General features: G+C 71.7%; 12 protein-coding genes. All 12 read right to left on the minus strand.

Annotation, left to right across the window (positions count from 1 at the left end):
• Nucleotides 1-77: 77 nt before the first annotated feature.
• On the minus strand, nucleotides 78-674 hold the full coding sequence (bchJ, locus tag KAK06_RS24240) for a bacteriochlorophyll 4-vinyl reductase (protein ID WP_310741107.1): 597 nt from the start codon (nucleotides 672-674) through the stop codon (nucleotides 78-80).
• Nucleotides 671-2305 (minus strand): magnesium-protoporphyrin IX monomethyl ester anaerobic oxidative cyclase, encoded by a 1635-nt coding sequence (gene bchE / locus KAK06_RS16260; RefSeq protein ID WP_210803188.1) that lies wholly within the window; start codon nucleotides 2303-2305, stop codon nucleotides 671-673. Before bchE ends, bchJ begins: the two co-directional genes overlap by 4 nt.
• 568 nt (nucleotides 2306-2873) lie before the next feature.
• A complete protein-coding gene (gene puhE / locus KAK06_RS16265) occupies nucleotides 2874-3674 on the minus strand; it encodes a putative photosynthetic complex assembly protein PuhE (protein ID WP_210803189.1) in 801 nt (266 codons plus the stop codon).
• A 15-nt stretch (nucleotides 3675-3689) separates the two neighbouring features.
• Nucleotides 3690-4766, minus strand: coding sequence for a magnesium-protoporphyrin IX monomethyl ester (oxidative) cyclase (gene acsF / locus KAK06_RS16270; protein ID WP_210803190.1), 1077 nt, complete (start codon nucleotides 4764-4766; stop codon nucleotides 3690-3692).
• Between the two features lie 33 nt (nucleotides 4767-4799).
• Nucleotides 4800-5312 (minus strand): photosynthetic complex assembly protein PuhC, encoded by a 513-nt coding sequence (puhC, locus tag KAK06_RS16275; RefSeq protein ID WP_210803191.1) that lies wholly within the window; start codon nucleotides 5310-5312, stop codon nucleotides 4800-4802.
• A gap of 7 nt (nucleotides 5313-5319) precedes the next feature.
• On the minus strand, nucleotides 5320-5994 hold the full coding sequence (gene puhB, locus KAK06_RS24435) for a photosynthetic complex putative assembly protein PuhB (protein ID WP_210803192.1): 675 nt from the start codon (nucleotides 5992-5994) through the stop codon (nucleotides 5320-5322).
• Entirely contained in the window at nucleotides 5991-6764 is a 774-nt protein-coding gene (gene puhA, locus KAK06_RS16285) for a photosynthetic reaction center subunit H (protein ID WP_210803193.1), read from the minus strand. The genes puhB and puhA overlap by 4 nt, the downstream gene beginning before the upstream one ends.
• Before the next feature lie 23 nt (nucleotides 6765-6787).
• Nucleotides 6788-8230 (minus strand): BCD family MFS transporter, encoded by a 1443-nt coding sequence (locus KAK06_RS16290; protein ID WP_210803194.1) that lies wholly within the window; start codon nucleotides 8228-8230, stop codon nucleotides 6788-6790.
• Nucleotides 8227-8952: a magnesium protoporphyrin IX methyltransferase gene (gene bchM, locus KAK06_RS16295; RefSeq protein WP_210803195.1), complete on the minus strand. Its 726-nt coding sequence runs from the start codon at nucleotides 8950-8952 to the stop codon at nucleotides 8227-8229. The genes KAK06_RS16290 and bchM overlap by 4 nt, the downstream gene beginning before the upstream one ends.
• Nucleotides 8953-8963: 11 nt before the next feature.
• Nucleotides 8964-9884 (minus strand): ferredoxin:protochlorophyllide reductase (ATP-dependent) iron-sulfur ATP-binding protein, encoded by a 921-nt coding sequence (gene bchL, locus KAK06_RS16300; protein WP_210803196.1) that lies wholly within the window; start codon nucleotides 9882-9884, stop codon nucleotides 8964-8966.
• The gene (locus KAK06_RS16305) at nucleotides 9881-13720 is read right to left on the minus strand and encodes a magnesium chelatase subunit H (protein ID WP_210803197.1); all 3840 of its coding nucleotides are present in this window, start codon (nucleotides 13718-13720) and stop codon (nucleotides 9881-9883) included. The genes bchL and KAK06_RS16305 overlap by 4 nt, the downstream gene beginning before the upstream one ends.
• Nucleotides 13695-15266: a ferredoxin:protochlorophyllide reductase (ATP-dependent) subunit B gene (gene bchB / locus KAK06_RS16310; RefSeq protein ID WP_210803198.1), complete on the minus strand. Its 1572-nt coding sequence runs from the start codon at nucleotides 15264-15266 to the stop codon at nucleotides 13695-13697. The genes KAK06_RS16305 and bchB overlap by 26 nt, the downstream gene beginning before the upstream one ends.
• Nucleotides 15267-15278 lie beyond the last annotated feature (12 nt).

A 15278-nucleotide genomic window follows, 5' to 3' on the forward strand; every position in this document is an offset into this window, starting at 1 on the left:
CCAGCGCTGCCCGAGCAACCCCGTGCTCCGCCGCGCCTGCACCCGGGCCCGCCGGCGGTGATGAGCGCGCTGGGCGCTCACCAGTCCAGCTCGAACTCGCAGGCGGGGGCGCCCATCGCCGCGCAGGCCACCTCCAGCACGCTGGACGAAGGCGACACCAGCGCCTGGAACAGGCGCTCGAAGGTGGCGGCAAAGTAGTCGCACAGCGGCTCATCCGCGTGCGCACCACGGCTGGTGGCGCTGCCTTGCAGGCGCAGCTGCACGCGGCCCGGCCGCAGCACCCGGGCACTGAACTGACCGCTGCCGCAGAAGGTCCAGGCATGGCGGCGGATCGCCACCAGCAGCACGCGCGCCGCCCACACCGCCGGCAGGCGCGGCAGCAGCCAGCGCATGGGCCTCGGAATGCGGTGGGCCAGCAGATAGTCGCCCGTGGCCCGCCCGGCCTCGCGGCCGATGCGCCGCGCCTCGGCCACCGAGCCCTGCTCGCGCAGCACGCGGTGCAGCGCCTGCACCTGCGCTTCGTCCACCATGCCTTGCGGCGGCGCATCGGCATACGCGGCCAGTCCGGCCTGGGCCAGCACCGCGCGGCAGGCGCGCTCGCCGGGGCCGGCGCGCAGCACCGCCATCACCTGCAGGATGGCGTTGGGGCCGATGCGGCCGGCGACGGCGCTCACGGCGTGGCCGCCGGCCCGTCCACCGCCTCGGTCATGCGGGCCAGCGCCTCGGCGGCAATCGCCTCGCCCTCGCGCCGACGCTTGGCGATCTTCGGGCCGTGCATCGTCACCCAGCCCTCGTCGGCCGCGGCAATCGCCTCGGCATCGGGCCGCGCGTGCACCCGCTCGCCAGCAAAGCCGAAGTCGACCTTGCCCTTGCTCTGCGGGCCCCAGTAGCCCACCCGGCCCAGGTCGTAGAAGCTGCGCTGGAAGCCGCTCTTGGCAAAGGCCTTGAGGCAACCCATCAGGTAGCGCCGCCGCGTGCGGTCCTTGGTCCAGGGGTACTGGAGAAAGGCCTTGTTCATGAAAAAGCGGCGGTAGTTGTGCATCACCCGGTCCAGCAGCTCGGCGCGGTCCATCGCATCGGGCTTCATGATCGGCGTGACGAAGTTGTACTTCTCGAAATCGAACACCTCGACCTTGTCGCCCAGCTCCTGGAACAGGTCCGAGAACGGCCAGGGCGTGTACATCGCCCAGTTGGCCATGTCGGGGTTCCAGTCGCGCGCCATCTGGTAGGTCTCCTCCAGCGTCTCGGCGGTTTCGTTCTCGAGGCCGACGATGAACTGCGCCTCGGTGACGATGCCGGCCTCGCGCAGCAGCGCGATGGCCTTCTTGTTCTGCGCGACCGTGGTCTCCTTGTGGAAGCGGTCCAGCTTGAGCTGCGCCGCCGCCTCGGTGCCCAGGCTCACATGCACCAGGCCGGCGCGCCGGAACAGCGGCAGCAGGGCCTCGTCGCGCAGGATGTCGGTGACACGGGTGTTGATGCCCCACAGCACCCCCAGGTCGCGCCGGATCAGCTCCTCGCAGAAGGCAATGAACTTCTTGCGGTGGATCGTGGGCTCCTCATCGGCCAGGATGAAGAAGCCCACCTGGTGCTCGCGCACCAGGGTCTCGATCTCGTCGACCACCTTGATCGGGTCGCGCACGCGGTAGTCGCGCCAGAACTTCCACTGGCTGCAGAAGCTGCAGGTGAAGGGGCAGCCGCGGGCGAAGTTGGGAATCGCCACCCGCACACCCATCGGGATGTAGATGTACTTGTTCCACTCCAGCACGCCCCAGTCAGGGGCCACGCGGTCCAGGTCCTGGATCGGCGGCTCGGCCGGCGTGGCCACCACCTTGCCGTCCTGCCGGTAGGCAATGCCGTGCACCACGCCAGGTCCCTCTGAACGCCAGCGGCCATCGTCCACCGCGCGCACCAGGTTCAAAAAGACCTGCTCGCCCTCGCCGCGCACGATGGCATCGATCCACGGCGCCTCCTTCAGCACCTGCGGGTACATGAAGGTGCCATGGATGCCGCCCAGCACCGTGACCGCCTGCGGCAGCGCCTCCTTGGCCATCTTCAGCAGCGCCTCGGCCTTGTAGATGGCCGGCGTGATCGCGGTGCAGCCCACGATGTCAGGCTGCAAGGCCAGCAGCCGCTCACGCACCTGCTCATCCGTCAGGTGGTGCGTCATCGCATCAATGAAGCACAGATCGGTGTAGCCGGCGTGCTTCAGGTAGCCCGCCAGGTAGGCCACCCAGGCCGGCGGCCAATTGCCGGCGATCTCGGCGCCGCCGGAGTGGTAGTTGGGGTGGATCAGGACGATGCGCATACGAGCCTCCGCCGCGGGGGACGCGGGTGAGGATGAGCGTAGCGAGGTGGGTTGGAGCGGACTTGAGGTGGGGCAAGGTCGGCGCGCAAAGTGTCCACATCTCAGTACATCTACCAGTGTCACTGACGTTTGACGACGGCCCGCCACTGCTGTCCTCCGCGCGACCGTCGTTCCGTACGGAACAGGCCCTAAGGCGAACAGCCGCCGGGCCAACGCGCTACATCAACCGTGCCGCCAAGGGCTCTGACTGCAGAGGTTGGCGCACAGCCAAGGCCTGAGCGGCCTGAGTCTGTCGTCGCAGACGGTGGCGGTCGGCTGCGCCGACTCCCCTCGGGTGCTCGCCACCCCGGGGTGGTCGCCAAACTCCCTGCGCTCGCCTGCGGCTCGCTGCGGTCAAACAGTGTCGACCAAGTCAGTTCACAAAGCGCGCCTGCGGCGCGCGCCCCGGGGCGTCTGCGCTCCTCGGCGCCCCCGACAGCGCCGCCAGCCCCAGTCCACTCAGCCCTTGGCTGAATCCACCGTTGGCGTTCTGCAAGGGTAGGGGCCCGGAGCTGTCCGCGCCGCAGCCCTACCCGCCATCCCCTCTCACCACCACAGCCGCCTTCGCCCGGTGCGAACTCAGCCCCCAGCGCCACAGCGCATCGGAGGGCAGCGGCAGCACCAGCAGCACATGCTCCAGCACACCCAGGGCCAGCAGGGTGCCCAGCAGCACGCGGGCCGCGCCTTCGCCGGTGGCGGGCATGCCGCTGTCCAGCAGCGGGCCCCAGGCCAGCACGGTGGCGGCGCCGATGAGCAGGGCGGAGAAGGGGAACAGTGGGTTCATCGCGCGGCGGCGAAAGTAGCTGGACAGGTAGGCCAGGTGGGGCGGCAGCAGCGACTCGCCCAGGTTGCGCACGCCCAGGAAGATGTTGAGCTTGGCGCTCTGGCGCATGGCCCACAGCAGCGCATAGGTCCACACGCCCACGCGGTTGCTGCCCGGGCCCACGCAGGCCAGCACGGTCAGGGCCAGCACCACCAGCGCGAACTCGTGGTACAGCACGGTCTGCAGCGCCAGGTGGGCGCGGCGCCAGCCGGTGGCCTGCGGCGGGCAGGCCTCGCGGCGCGGGCCGGTGACCATGCCCAGCAGAAAGGCCACCTCCTGCCAGGCCCACACCAGCAGCGCGCAGGTGAAGGCGCAGTAGGCACCGCTGGCCGAGACATCATCGCGCGTGTGCACCAGGCCCCACAGCGCGGCCACCAGCACGGCGGTGGTCCAGCGCATCGTGGTGACGAAGGTGCGCTGGGGCAGGCCGTCCAGGTAGATGATGACGCCGGTGCTGAACCACCACAGGAACAGCGTGAAGCCGACGGCCAGCGCGATCTCGGTCACAGGCGGGCCCGGCGCTCAGTAGGCCGGTGCGATGTGCACCTGCGCCGGCAGTTCGTGGTTCTTCACTGGCAGCAGGTACAGGCGGGCAAAGCACAGCGCGGCGCCGGCACCGCACCAGGCCTGCTGCAGCCGGCCGATCAGGCCGCCGCGGGCCTTGGCGGCGTCCATGCGGCGCGACCACGCGCACAGGGCGTCCAGGCCACGGCGGAAGGCCGGGTGGTCGATGTCCAGCGACAGCGGGAAGACCTGGCGCGAGATCTCGCTGGTGATGCGAAACACCTCGAAGCCGTAGGCCGACGGATCCAGCCCCATGGCCTGGTGCATCTCGGGGCGGGTATGGTCGCGCACGTACATGGTGGCGAACACCGCCAGCAGGAAGAAGCGGATCCACCAGCGGTTGCCGCCCTGCAGCAGGCCCGGGTTGGCGCGCATGATCAGCGCGAAGCTCTCGCCGTGGCGGAATTCGTCGTTGCACCAGCGTTCGAACCACCGGAAGATCGGGTGGAAGCGGCGCTCGGGGTGGCGCTCGAGCTGGCGGAAGATCGTGATGTAGCGCGCGTAGCCGATCTTCTCCGACAGGTAGGTCGCGTAGAAGATGTACTTGGGCTTGAAGAAGGTGTAGGCCTTGGTGCGCTTGAGGGCACCCAGGTCCACGCCCAGGCCATAGTCCTTCAGCGCCTTGTTCAGAAAGCCTGCGTGGCGCGATTCATCGCGCGCCATGTAGGCCATCAGCTGCTTGACCTCGGGGTGCTCGATCTGCTGGCGGATCTCGTTGTAGAGCACGCAGCCGCTGAACTCTGACGTCAGCGAGCTGACCAGGAAGTCGAGGAACTCCTGGTGCAGCGCCGGCGGCAGCTCGCGGATCTCCTGCGCGAAAGCCTCGTCGCGCTGGAAGTGGTCGTGGTTGTTGTCGCCCTCGTACTCGGCCATCACCGCGTCCCATTCGGCCTGCACCGAGGACAGGTCCAGCCGGTCAAAGGCCTTGAAGTCGGTGGTGTAGAAGCGCGGGGTCAGCAGCGTCTGGCGGCGGGCGCGGGCGATCGCGTCGTCGGGGTTCTGCAGCGGGGTGAGGGCGGTATCGGCGATGTCCATGACGCGCTCCGGATGAAGGCGGGGTGAAGGGGCTCAGCGCGACGGCGCCAGCGCGGGCAGGTGCAGCAGCTGGGCAAAGTCGGCGGCGTTGGTCTGGCCGAAGGACTCCAGGTCGATGCGCACACCAGTGGCCGGGTCGTCCAGGCTGAGGCGGCCGTCGGCGTGGGCCCGCAGCCGGTAGGCGGGTGAGGCCTGGCCGCTGGCCGGCGCCAGCGCGGGCGTGACGGTGGCAGCGGTGGACAGGCGGCGCTCGCGGGCCAGCGCGCGCAGCGCGCCACGCAGAAAGCCATGCGCACCGGCCGACAGCGTGGCCAGCGGCCGGCCGGACTCCAGCACCTCGACCTGGCCATTGGGCAGGTCGCGGAACTGCAGCCAGCGCTCGGTCACCACCGGCGCGGCGCTGGCGCTGGACGGCGCACCGCCACTGAGCTGCACCCAGGCCACGGCCACCAGGGTGGCCAGGATCAGTGCGGCCACGGCGCGCAGCGCGCCGCGGGGGACCTCGACATGGTCGTCGTGCTCAAGGGGCGGGGCGGAGGTGCTCATGACAGTCTCAGGCGGCGTGCGGCAGGTGGCCGGGCAGCGTCGCGGGTTCGGTGGTGACGGGCGCGGCGCTGGTGGCGCGCTGGTCGGGTTGCAGGGAGGCGTTCAACGCGGCGGCCAGCAAGGCGGACACCTGGTCCACCTCGGGCAGCGCACGCAGCATGGGCTCGGCGCGGGCGAAGCGCCAGGGACGGCAGTGCGGCCACAGGTGCATCACGCCGATGCGGTCGTCGCCCAGCAAGCGCAGCGCCAGCTCGCCGCTGCCATCCGGGTGGCGGCGCAGCTCGGCGGCCTCGATGCGCGTGAGCGGCAGGTTGAAGCTCACCGTCAGCACGATGCCGATGCGCAGCACCAGGCGGCGGTCGGTCAGCGTGTAGAGCGTGCTGCGCTCGACCAGCCAGGCCAGCACGGCGATGAAGCCCAGCGCCAGCGCGGCCAGGCCCAGCAGTGGCGCCGTGCCGATCAGCAGGGCCGTGGCGCCGGCACCATCGGTCCACAGGTTGGCGATGCGCCAGACCAGCAGCACGCCGAAGTACAGCGCAAAGCCGCCCAGGTGAAAGCCGCGCCGGGCCAGCACACGGGCGTTCGGCGCGCCTTGCCACAGCAGGCGCTCGCCCGCCGGCAGGCGCTCAGGCAGGCCGCGCTGCGGCTCGCTGTGGTGCTCGCGGGCGCGCCCGGGGTTCACAGCAGCGGCTCCTGACGCGAGGGCTCGGCGTACAGCGTGCCGGCACCGTAGTAGGCACCAATGCGCTCTTCCTCGAGCAGCGTGACCTGGTCAGGCAGCCGGGTGCCGGGCACGCCCACGAACTGGTGGCCCAGGATCGATTGCACCCGGACGGCGCGGTCGCCCACCTTGGCCAGCGTCATCGGCAGCAGCACGCGGCGGCCACCGGCCACTTCCACTTCCAGGTAGCGCAGCAGCACCTCGCTGCGGTCGACCCAGGCGTCCACCACGGTGCCGCCCTGGGCGCCGTCAGCGCCCAGCACCGGCATGCCGCGCGGGTCAGGGCCGCCGTGGGCGATGTCGAAGCCGGCGGCCACGCGCAGCGGCTGCAGGCGCGGGCCGCGGTCGTCCCAGGTCAGGTCGGGCGTGTCGGGCCGGTTGGCGTAGGCGCCGGGGCCCACACCGGCGAGCATCGGGTCACCGATGGGCACGATCGGTGAGCCGGGCACGCGCGAGGTGGCCTCGCCGCCGGTCAGCGGCTCGCGGGCGGTGTTCGGGCCGGGGGCCTGGCGGGTGCTGCCGTCGCGCAGCAGGAAGGTCTTGGGCGCCGGCACCGCCGGGAAGCCCTGGATGACCACGCGGCCGCCGCGGCCGTCGGACTCCAGCGGGTAGCCCTCGCGCTTGTTCTCGCGGTGGAGGTAGTAGATCAACCCGGCAAAGAAGATCCAGAACATGTACAGCACGACCTGGGCGATGTCGATGTTGTGGGTGATGGCGCCAAGATGAGACATGGGCTTGCTCCTTCAGTGATCCTTCAGCCGGGGAACTCGGCCAGGCCGAAACGGCCCACCGGTGCCCCGGACCCGGGCCGCGGGCGTCGCACCAGCGGTCCCAATGCCACCAGGGTGGCGAACAGCAGCGCGATCTCGAGGTGATAGACCACGCTGAATCCAACGCCGGGGCTGCTCAGCGCAGGCCCCAGCCAACCGGTCACGGCCAGGGCCGAGACGGCATCTCGCAACGCACCGCCCAGCGCAATCGCCAGGCCGGCCGCCGTGGCCTGCACCGCGCCCCAGGCGCCCAGCGCCAGGCCATGCGGCACGGCGCCGTCGCCGCTGTCATCCAGGGCCATGACCGCGCTGAGCATGGCCACGCTGAACAGGCCGCTGCCCAGGCCGATCAGCGTGGCGCCTGCGGCATACAGCGCGACCGACGCCAGCGGCTCGGCAAACACCACCGCGGCAAAGGCCCAGACGCCCACCAGCGCGCCGCCAGCCGCCAGGCGCACCGCGTCGCGGCCTTGCTGCAGCGCGCGCGCGGCCAGCGCGAAGGCCACCAGCGCGCCGGCCGCGGTGAGTGCGCTCAGCAAGGAGGTACCCGCCACCGGCAGGTGCAGCACCTGGCCGCCATAGGGTTCGAGCAGGATGTCCTGCATGCTGAAGGCCGCGGTGCCCAGGCCCACCGCCCACAGCAGGCGGCGCACCGGCGCGCGGCCGGCAAAGGCGGCCCAGGCGCTGCGGAAGTGGGGCCGATCGGCCGCGCTGCGGCGCGGCTGGCGGGCCTCCTGCTTCCACAAGGCCACGCCGTTGAGCAGCATGGTCAGCAGTGCCGCGCCCTGCACCACCTGCACCAGGCGCAGCGGGCTGAAGTCCTGCAGCAGCAGGCCCAGCACGACGCCGCTGCCCAGGATGCCCAGCATCAGCGACACATACAGCAGCGCCACCACGCGCGGGCGCTGCGCGGGGGTGGCCAGATCCGTGGCCAGCGCCAGGCCGGCGGTCTGTGTGGTGTGCAGGCCGGCGCCCACCAGCAAAAAGGCCAGCGCCGCGCCCAGCTGACCCACCCAGGCGGGACCGGTGCCCTCACCGGTCAGCACCAGCAGCGCGAAAGGCATGATCGACAGGCCGCCGAACTGCAGCAGCGAGCCGAACCAGATGTAGGGCACGCGGCGCCAGCCCAGCGCCGAGGCATGGTGGTCGCTGCGGTGGCCGATCAGCGCCCGCACCGGTGCAAAGACGATGGGCAGCGCCACCATCAGCGAGACCAGCCAGGCCGGCACCGCCAGCTCGACGATCATGACCCGGTTCAGCGTGCCATTGAGCAGCGCCAGCGCCAGGCCCACCGAGACCTGAAACAGCGACAGGCGCAGCAGCCGCCCCAGCGGCAGCTCGGGCGTGGCGGCATCGGCAAAAGGCAGAAAGCGCAGCCCGACCTGGCGCCACAGCGACAGGATCTTTTGCTGCGCGCGGCCGTTCATCCGCGTCTCCAGGCCATGGCCTGCGAGGTGTAGAAGCCCGAGGCCACGCGCTCGGTGCCGGCCAGCGCCCAGCCCTGGCCGCCCAGCCGCTGCTGCAGGCGCTGGTGCAGATCGGCCTCGGCCACCGGCACAATGGCCGGCGCGCGGTCGCTGCGCGGGAACCAGCGGCCCACCGCATGCATCGCCGCCAGCGCGGGGGTGCGCGGCGCGAAGGTGAACAGCATCGAGGCGCGCGTGCGCTCAGCCAGCGCGGCCAGCGCCTGCACGGTATCGATGGTCTCGTAGTGGATCAGCGAGTCCATCGCCACCACATGGTCGAAGTGGCCCAGCGCCGGGTCCAGCATGTCGCCGGCCAGGAAGCGGATGCGGCCCTCGCCCAGGTCGGCCGGCAGGCGCTCCTGCGCCAGCGCCATCAGCGTGGGTGACAGGTCGATCGCCACCACCTCGGCGCCGCGGCGCGCGGCCTCCACCGCCAGCGCGCCGGTGCCGCAGCCGGCGTCCAGCAGGCGCTGGCCGCGCAGGTCGGCCGGCAGCCAGTCGAGCAGGCGCGCGCGCATGCGGCCGCGGCCGGCGCGCACCGTGGCGCGGATGCGGCCCACGGGGGCGTCCGAGGTCAGCCGCGCCCAGGCCTGCACCGCGGTGCGGTCGAAGTAGGTTTCGATCTGGCCGCGCCGGTGGGCGTAGGCGGCGGGCCGCTCGGCCACGGGGAATCGGGTGGGCATGTCCATGGTGCTCAGTCGTAGCCCAGCAGGTCGAAGAGGTCGCGGTCCTTCAGCGGCACCGCCTGGAAGGGCTCGCCCCCGGCGAACAGGCGGGCGGCGAGCTTCAGGTACTCGTCCTGCACCGCGCGCACCTCGGGGCTGTCGTCCATCTCGAACAGCGTGGCCTTCTTCAGGCGGCTGCGGCGGATCGCGTCCAGATCGGGGAAGCAGGCCAGCGTCTTCAGCCCGGCCTGGGCGTTGAAGCGGTCGATCTGGTCGGTGGCGTTGGAGCGGTTGGCCACCACGCCGCCCAGGCGCACCTTGTAGTTCTTGGCCTTGGCGCCGATCGCCTGCACGATGCGGTTCATCGCGAAGATCGAGTCGAAGTCGTTGGCGGTGACGATCACCGCGCGGTCGGCGTGCTGCAGCGGCGCGGCAAAGCCACCGCAGACCACGTCGCCGAGCACGTCGAAGATCACCACGTCGGTGTCGTCGAGCAGGTGGTGCTCTTTCAGCAGCTTGACGGTCTGGCCCACCACGTAGCCGCCGCAACCGGTGCCGGCCGGCGGCCCGCCGGCCTCGACGCACATCACGCCGTTGTAGCCCTGCCAGACGAAGTCCTCGGTGCGCAGCTCCTCGGCGTGGAAGTTCACCGACTCCAGCGCGTCGATGACGGTGGGCATCAGCTTCTTGGTCAGCGTGAAGGTGGAGTCGTGCTTGGGGTCGCAGCCGATCTGCAGCACCCGCTTGCCCAGCTTGCTGAAGGCCACGCTGAGGTTGGAGCTGGTGGTGCTCTTGCCGATGCCGCCCTTGCCGTAGACCGCGAACACCTTGGCGGTGCCGATCTGCAGCGAGGGGTCGGCCAGCGGGTCCATGTGGACCTGCACGCTGCCCTCGCCATCGCGGCCGGCGGCCCGGCGCAGCAGGTGGACGGGCACGGAAATGTCGTTCATGCGGCGGCCCTTTCAGGGAAGATGCCTTCGAGCCGGTCTTCCAGCTCTTCGCCGGCGCGCTGCAAGGCGGCCAGCATGTCCGCGTCGGGCGTCCAGTAGCGGCGCGAGTGCGCCTCCAGCAGACGCTGGGCCACCTTGGCCGACGCGTGGGGATTCAGGGTGGCCAGGCGGTCGCGCATGGCCTCGTCGAGCATGAAGGTGCGGGTGAGCTGCTGGTAGACCCACGGCGCGACCTGACCGGTGGTGGCTGACCAGCCCATGGTGTTGGTGATCGCGGTCTCGATCTGGCGCACGCCCTCGTAGCCGTGAGCCAGCAGGCCCTCGTACCACTTGGGGTTGAGCATGCGGGTGCGGGTCTCGAGCATCACTTGCTCGTTGAGGGTGCGCACCGTGCCCTCACCGCGCGTGGCGTCGCCGATGTAGACCGGTGCGGTGGCCTCACCCGCTTCGGCGCGGCCGGCCTCGCGCTTGGCACGGGCCACCGCGCGGCTGATGCCGCCCAGGGTGTCGAAGTAGGTGTCGATGGTGGTGACGCCCAGCTCGACCGAGTCGAGGTTCTGGTAGGCCAGCGAGACATCGGCCAGCACGCTGCCCAGCAACGCCGGGTGCTTGGCCGGGCGGCCGCTGCGGCCGTAGGCGAAGCCCTTGCGGCGGGTGTAGGTCTCGGCCAGCTCGTCCTCGCCGTCCCAGCGGCTGTTGTCGATCAGCATGTTGACGTTGGCGCCATAGGCACCCTCGGCATTGCCGAACACCCGCAGCGCAGCGTCCTCCAGTGAGCCGCCGTTCGCCTGCTGGAAGGCCAGTGCGTGGCGCCGCACGAAGTTCAGCTCGGGCGGCTCGTCGGCGCTGGCGGCCAGAAAGGCGGCCTCGGCCAGCAGCTTGATCTGCAGCGGCAGCAGGTCGCGGAAGATGCCCGAGAGCGTGACCACCACGTCAATGCGCGGGCGGCCCAGCTCGGCCAGCGGGCGCAGCTCGGCGCCGGCCAGGCGGCCGTAGCCGTCGAAGCGCGGCTTGGCGCCCAGCAGGGCCAGCGCCTGGGCGATCGGGGCGCCTTCGGTCTTCAGGTTGTCGGTGCCCCACAGCACCAGCGCCACGGTCTCGGGCAGCGGGTGGCCGTCGGCCTGGTGGCGCGCCAGCAGGCGCTCGGCCTGGCGCGCGCCGTCGATCACCGCGAAGGCGCTGGGCAGGCGGAAGGGGTCGAAGCCGTGCAGGTTGCGGCCGGTGGGCAGCACCGCGGGGTCGTGCACCACGTCGCTGCCGGGCGCGGGGCGCACATAGCCGCCGTCCAGCGCGTGCAGCAGCGCGCCGATCTCGTGGTCCTGGGCCAGCAGGCGCTCGGCGCGGGCCAGTTCCTCCAGCCGCTCGCGGCGCGCATCGTCGGCCGGCAGGCCGGCGTCGGCCAGGGCCTGCGCGGGGCTGCGGCCGTCGACCAGGGCCTGCAGCACCTCGCGCGGCAGCGCGGCTTGGCCACCCCCGGCGGCCGAGGCGGCGCTCATCGCCTGCAGGAAGTCCAGCCGTTCGCTGGGTGACGGCGCGCGGCCCACCACATGCAGGCCGTGGGGGATCAGCGTGGTCTCGGTCTCCAGCAGCAGGCGCCACAGGCGGTCGGCCTGCGCGGCCTGGGCGTCAGCGTCCAGCTCGGCCCAGTCGGGCTGCGCGGCGGCCATCTCCAGCGCCTGGGCCTGGGCCTGCACCAGCGCCACCAGTGCGGTGCGCTCGGCATCGGCCGACGGGTCCAGCGTGCGCCAGCGCTGCAGCGAGGCCTTCAGGTCGCCCAGCTCGCGGTACAGCCCGGCCTGCGAGACCGGCGGGGTCAGGTAGCTGATCAGCGTGGCCGCAGCGCGGCGCTTGGCGATCGTGCCCTCGGACGGGTTGTTCGAGGCGTAGAGGTAGAAGTTGGGCAGCTCGCCGATCAGCCGGTCGGGCCAGCAGGCGCCGGACAGGCCGGCCTGCTTGCCGGGCATGAACTCCAGCGCGCCATGGGTGCCGAAGTGCAGCACCGCGTCGGCGCGGAAGTCCTCGCGCAGCCAGCGGTAGAAGGCGGCGAAGGCGTGGGTGGGGGCGAAGCCGTGCTCGAAGAGCAGGCGCATCGGGTCGCCCTCGTAGCCCATGCCGGGCTGGATGCCGACGAAGACATTGCCGAAGCGCTCGCCCAGCACCTGGATGCTGCTGCCGTCGCTCTGGATGCGACCCGGCGCCGGGCCCCACTGCGCTTCGATCTCGGCCAGCCAGGGCTGTTGGCGCACGTGGTCGTCGGTGGGAATGCGGACATGCACATTGGCCGACGCGCCCAGGCGTTCGGCGTTGCCGAAGATGATGCGCTCGCGCAGCGCATCGGGCGTGGGCGGCACCTCCACCGTGTAGCCCTGCTGCTGCAGCGACAGCAGCAGGTTGTGCAGGCTCTCGAAGACCGACAGGAAGGCCGCGGTGCCGGTGTTGCCGGCATTGGGCGGGAAGTTGAACAGCACGCAGGCCACGCGGCGCTGGGCGCGCTGGCTGCGGCGCAGCGCCACCAGCCGGGCCACGCGGGCGGCCAGCATGTCGGCCCGCTCGGGGCAGGTCTGCATGTCGTGCGCGTCGGCGGCAGCCTGGAAGGTGCACTGGCGGGCGCAGCCGCTGCAGGCGTGGCCGGCGCTGTCGCTGCGGCCGCCGTAGACCATGGCGCCGGTGGCGCCGTCGAGTTCAGGCAGCGCCACCATCATCGTGGCTTCGACCGGCAGCAGGCCGCGCTCGGAGCCGCCCCACTGCTCCAGCGTCTGGAACTCGACCGGCATCACCGACAGGTAGGGCACATCCAGCCGGGCCAGCAGGTCCTCGGCGGCGCGGGCGTCGTTGTAGGCCGGCCCGCCCACCAGCGAGAAGCCGGTCAGCGAGACCACGCTGTCGACGCAGGGCTGGCCGTCGGCGAAGAAGTACTTTTCCACCGCCGGGCGCGCATCCAGCCCGGTGGCGAAGGCCGGCAGCACGCGCAGGCCGCGGGCTTCCAGGGCCTTGATCACGCCGTCGTAGTGGGCGGTGTTGCCGGCCAGCAGGTAGCTGCGCAGCAGCAACAGGCCCACGGTGCCCTGGCCGGCCGAGCGGCGCGGCAGACCGGCAGCGCTCTCGGCCAGCGTGGGCGACAGGCGCGGGTGGTAGACGCCGACCTCGGGGTACTCCACCGGCGCGTCAGGCTTGGCGCGGGCGCGGAAGTGTTCGCGCGGGCCGCTGGCGTAGCGCTGCACCAGCAGCTTGACCAGGCTGGCCACGTTGTCCTGCGAGCCGGCCAGCCAGTACTGCAGCACCAGGAAGTAGGCGCGCAGGTCCTGGGCGGTGCCGGGGATGAAGCGCAGGATCTGCGGCAGGCGGCGCAGCATCGCCATCTGCTGGGCGCCGGCGCTGGGCTGGGTGGAGCCTTCGCTCTCGCCCTTGCCCGACAGGCGGTGGCGCAGTTTCTTGAGCAGCGCGGTGATGCCGGTGGCCTGGCCGTCCATGCTCAGGCGGCCCATGCGGGTGAGCTTCATCACCTCGGCGGCCGACATGGCGCAGACCATCGCGTCGCAGTGATCGCGGCGCGCGCGCAGTGCGTCAAGCACCGGCAGGAAGTGGTCTTCCATGAACAGCATCGTGACGATGACGATGTCGCCCTGAGCGATGTCTTCATGGCAGCGCGCCAGCGCGGCGGGCTTGTCGGCCCACTCCGATGCGGCATGCACCGCCAGCGTCAGGCCGGGCAGCGCGCGGGCCAGCTCACGCGCGGCGCGCTCGGCAGCGCTGGCGATGTGGCTGTCCATGGTCACCAGCACCACGCGCAGTGGCACGGTGGCGCGCGACTCAGGCGCTGAAGTGGGCCTTGGCATCGTAGAGGGTCTCGACAGTGATCAGGGCCACGCCACGGTCGCGCGCGAAGCGCTCGGTGTTGCGGCGCGCCTTGCCGCGCACGAAGAAGGGGATCTTGTGCAACTCGCGCTCGGCCTCGACCGCCCAGCTGGGCTCGTTGGAGGCCGGTGCCGGAGCGGGCAGCGGCGCGGGGGCGCTGGCGCCCAAGTTCGAAGAGCTGGGCGCGGTCGCGCCCAGGTGCGACGGCGCGGCCTGCGGCGAGAACTCGAAGTCGTCGCGGAACATCGCCAGCAGGTGCTCTTCCAGGCCCATCATCAGCGGCAGCACCCAGGCGTCGAACATCACGTTGGCGCCTTCCAGGCCCATCTGCGGCGCGTGGCGGGCGGGGAAGTCCTGCACATGCACCGGCGCCGAGATCACGGCGCAGGGCAGGCCCAGGCGCTTGGCGATGTGGCGCTCCATCTGCGTGCCCAGCACCAGGTCGGGCTGCAGCGCGGCGATGTGGCGTTCCACCTCGAGGTAGTCGTCGGTGATCAGCGGCTCGACGCCGTAGAGCGCGGCCGCCTCACGCAGCTCGCGCGCCTGCTCGCGGCTGTAGGTGCCCAGGCCGGCGACGGTGAAGCCGATCTCGCGCGCGGCCACCCGGGCGGCGGCCACCGCGTGGCAGGCATCGCCAAAGATGAAGACGCGCTTGCCGGTGAGGTAGGTGCTGTCGACCGAGCGGGCGAACCAGCGGGCGCGCGCATCGATGCGCTGCAGCGCCGGTGCCGGATCGACCCCGGCCAGCGTGGCCAGCTCGGTGATGAAGTCGGCGGTGGCGCCCAGGCCGATCGGCACCTGGCGGGTGCGCGGCTGCTGCCACTGGCGTGCCAGCCAGTCGGCCAGCGTGCCGGCCAGCTCGGGGTACATGACGACGTTGAAGTCGGCCTCGGGGATGCGCGCCAGATCGGCCGCGTGGGCGTCCAGCGGGGCCACCACGTTCACCTCGATACCCAGCAGCGCCAGCAGCTCGCGCACCTCGCGCAGGTCGTCACGGTGGCGAAAACCCAGCGCCATCGGGCCCAGGATGTTGGCGCGCGGCGCGCGCTCGGCCGGGCGCGGCGGGCGCACGTACTGCGCGGGCGGCAGGCCGGCCAGGCCGCGCACCAGGCGGTACAGGGTCTCGGCGGCGCCCCAGTTCTCCTTGCGCTGGTAGGCGGGCAGCTCCAGCGGGATCACCGGCAGCGGCAGCTGCAGCGTGGCGGCCAGGCCACCGGGGTCGTCCTGGATCAGCTCGGCGGTGCAGGAGGCGCCCACCAGCAGCGCGGCCGGCTGGTGGCGCGTCACGGCATCGCGCACCGTGGTCTTGAACAGCTCGGCGGTGTCGCCGCCCAGGTCGCGCGCCTGGAAGGTGGTGTAGGTGACGGGCGGGCGCTGGTCGCGGCGCTCGATCATGGTGAACAGCAGGTCGGCGTAGGTGTCGCCCTGCGGGGCGTGCAGCACGTAGTGGACGTCGCGCATCGCGGTGGCCACGCGCATCGCGCCCACGTGCGGCGGTCCTTCATAGGTCCAGAGCGTCAGCTGCATCGCGGTGTCCTT

This window comes from Ideonella aquatica, from assembly GCF_018069755.1.
GTDB classification, from domain to species: Bacteria; Pseudomonadota; Gammaproteobacteria; order Burkholderiales; family Burkholderiaceae_C; genus Ideonella; species Ideonella aquatica.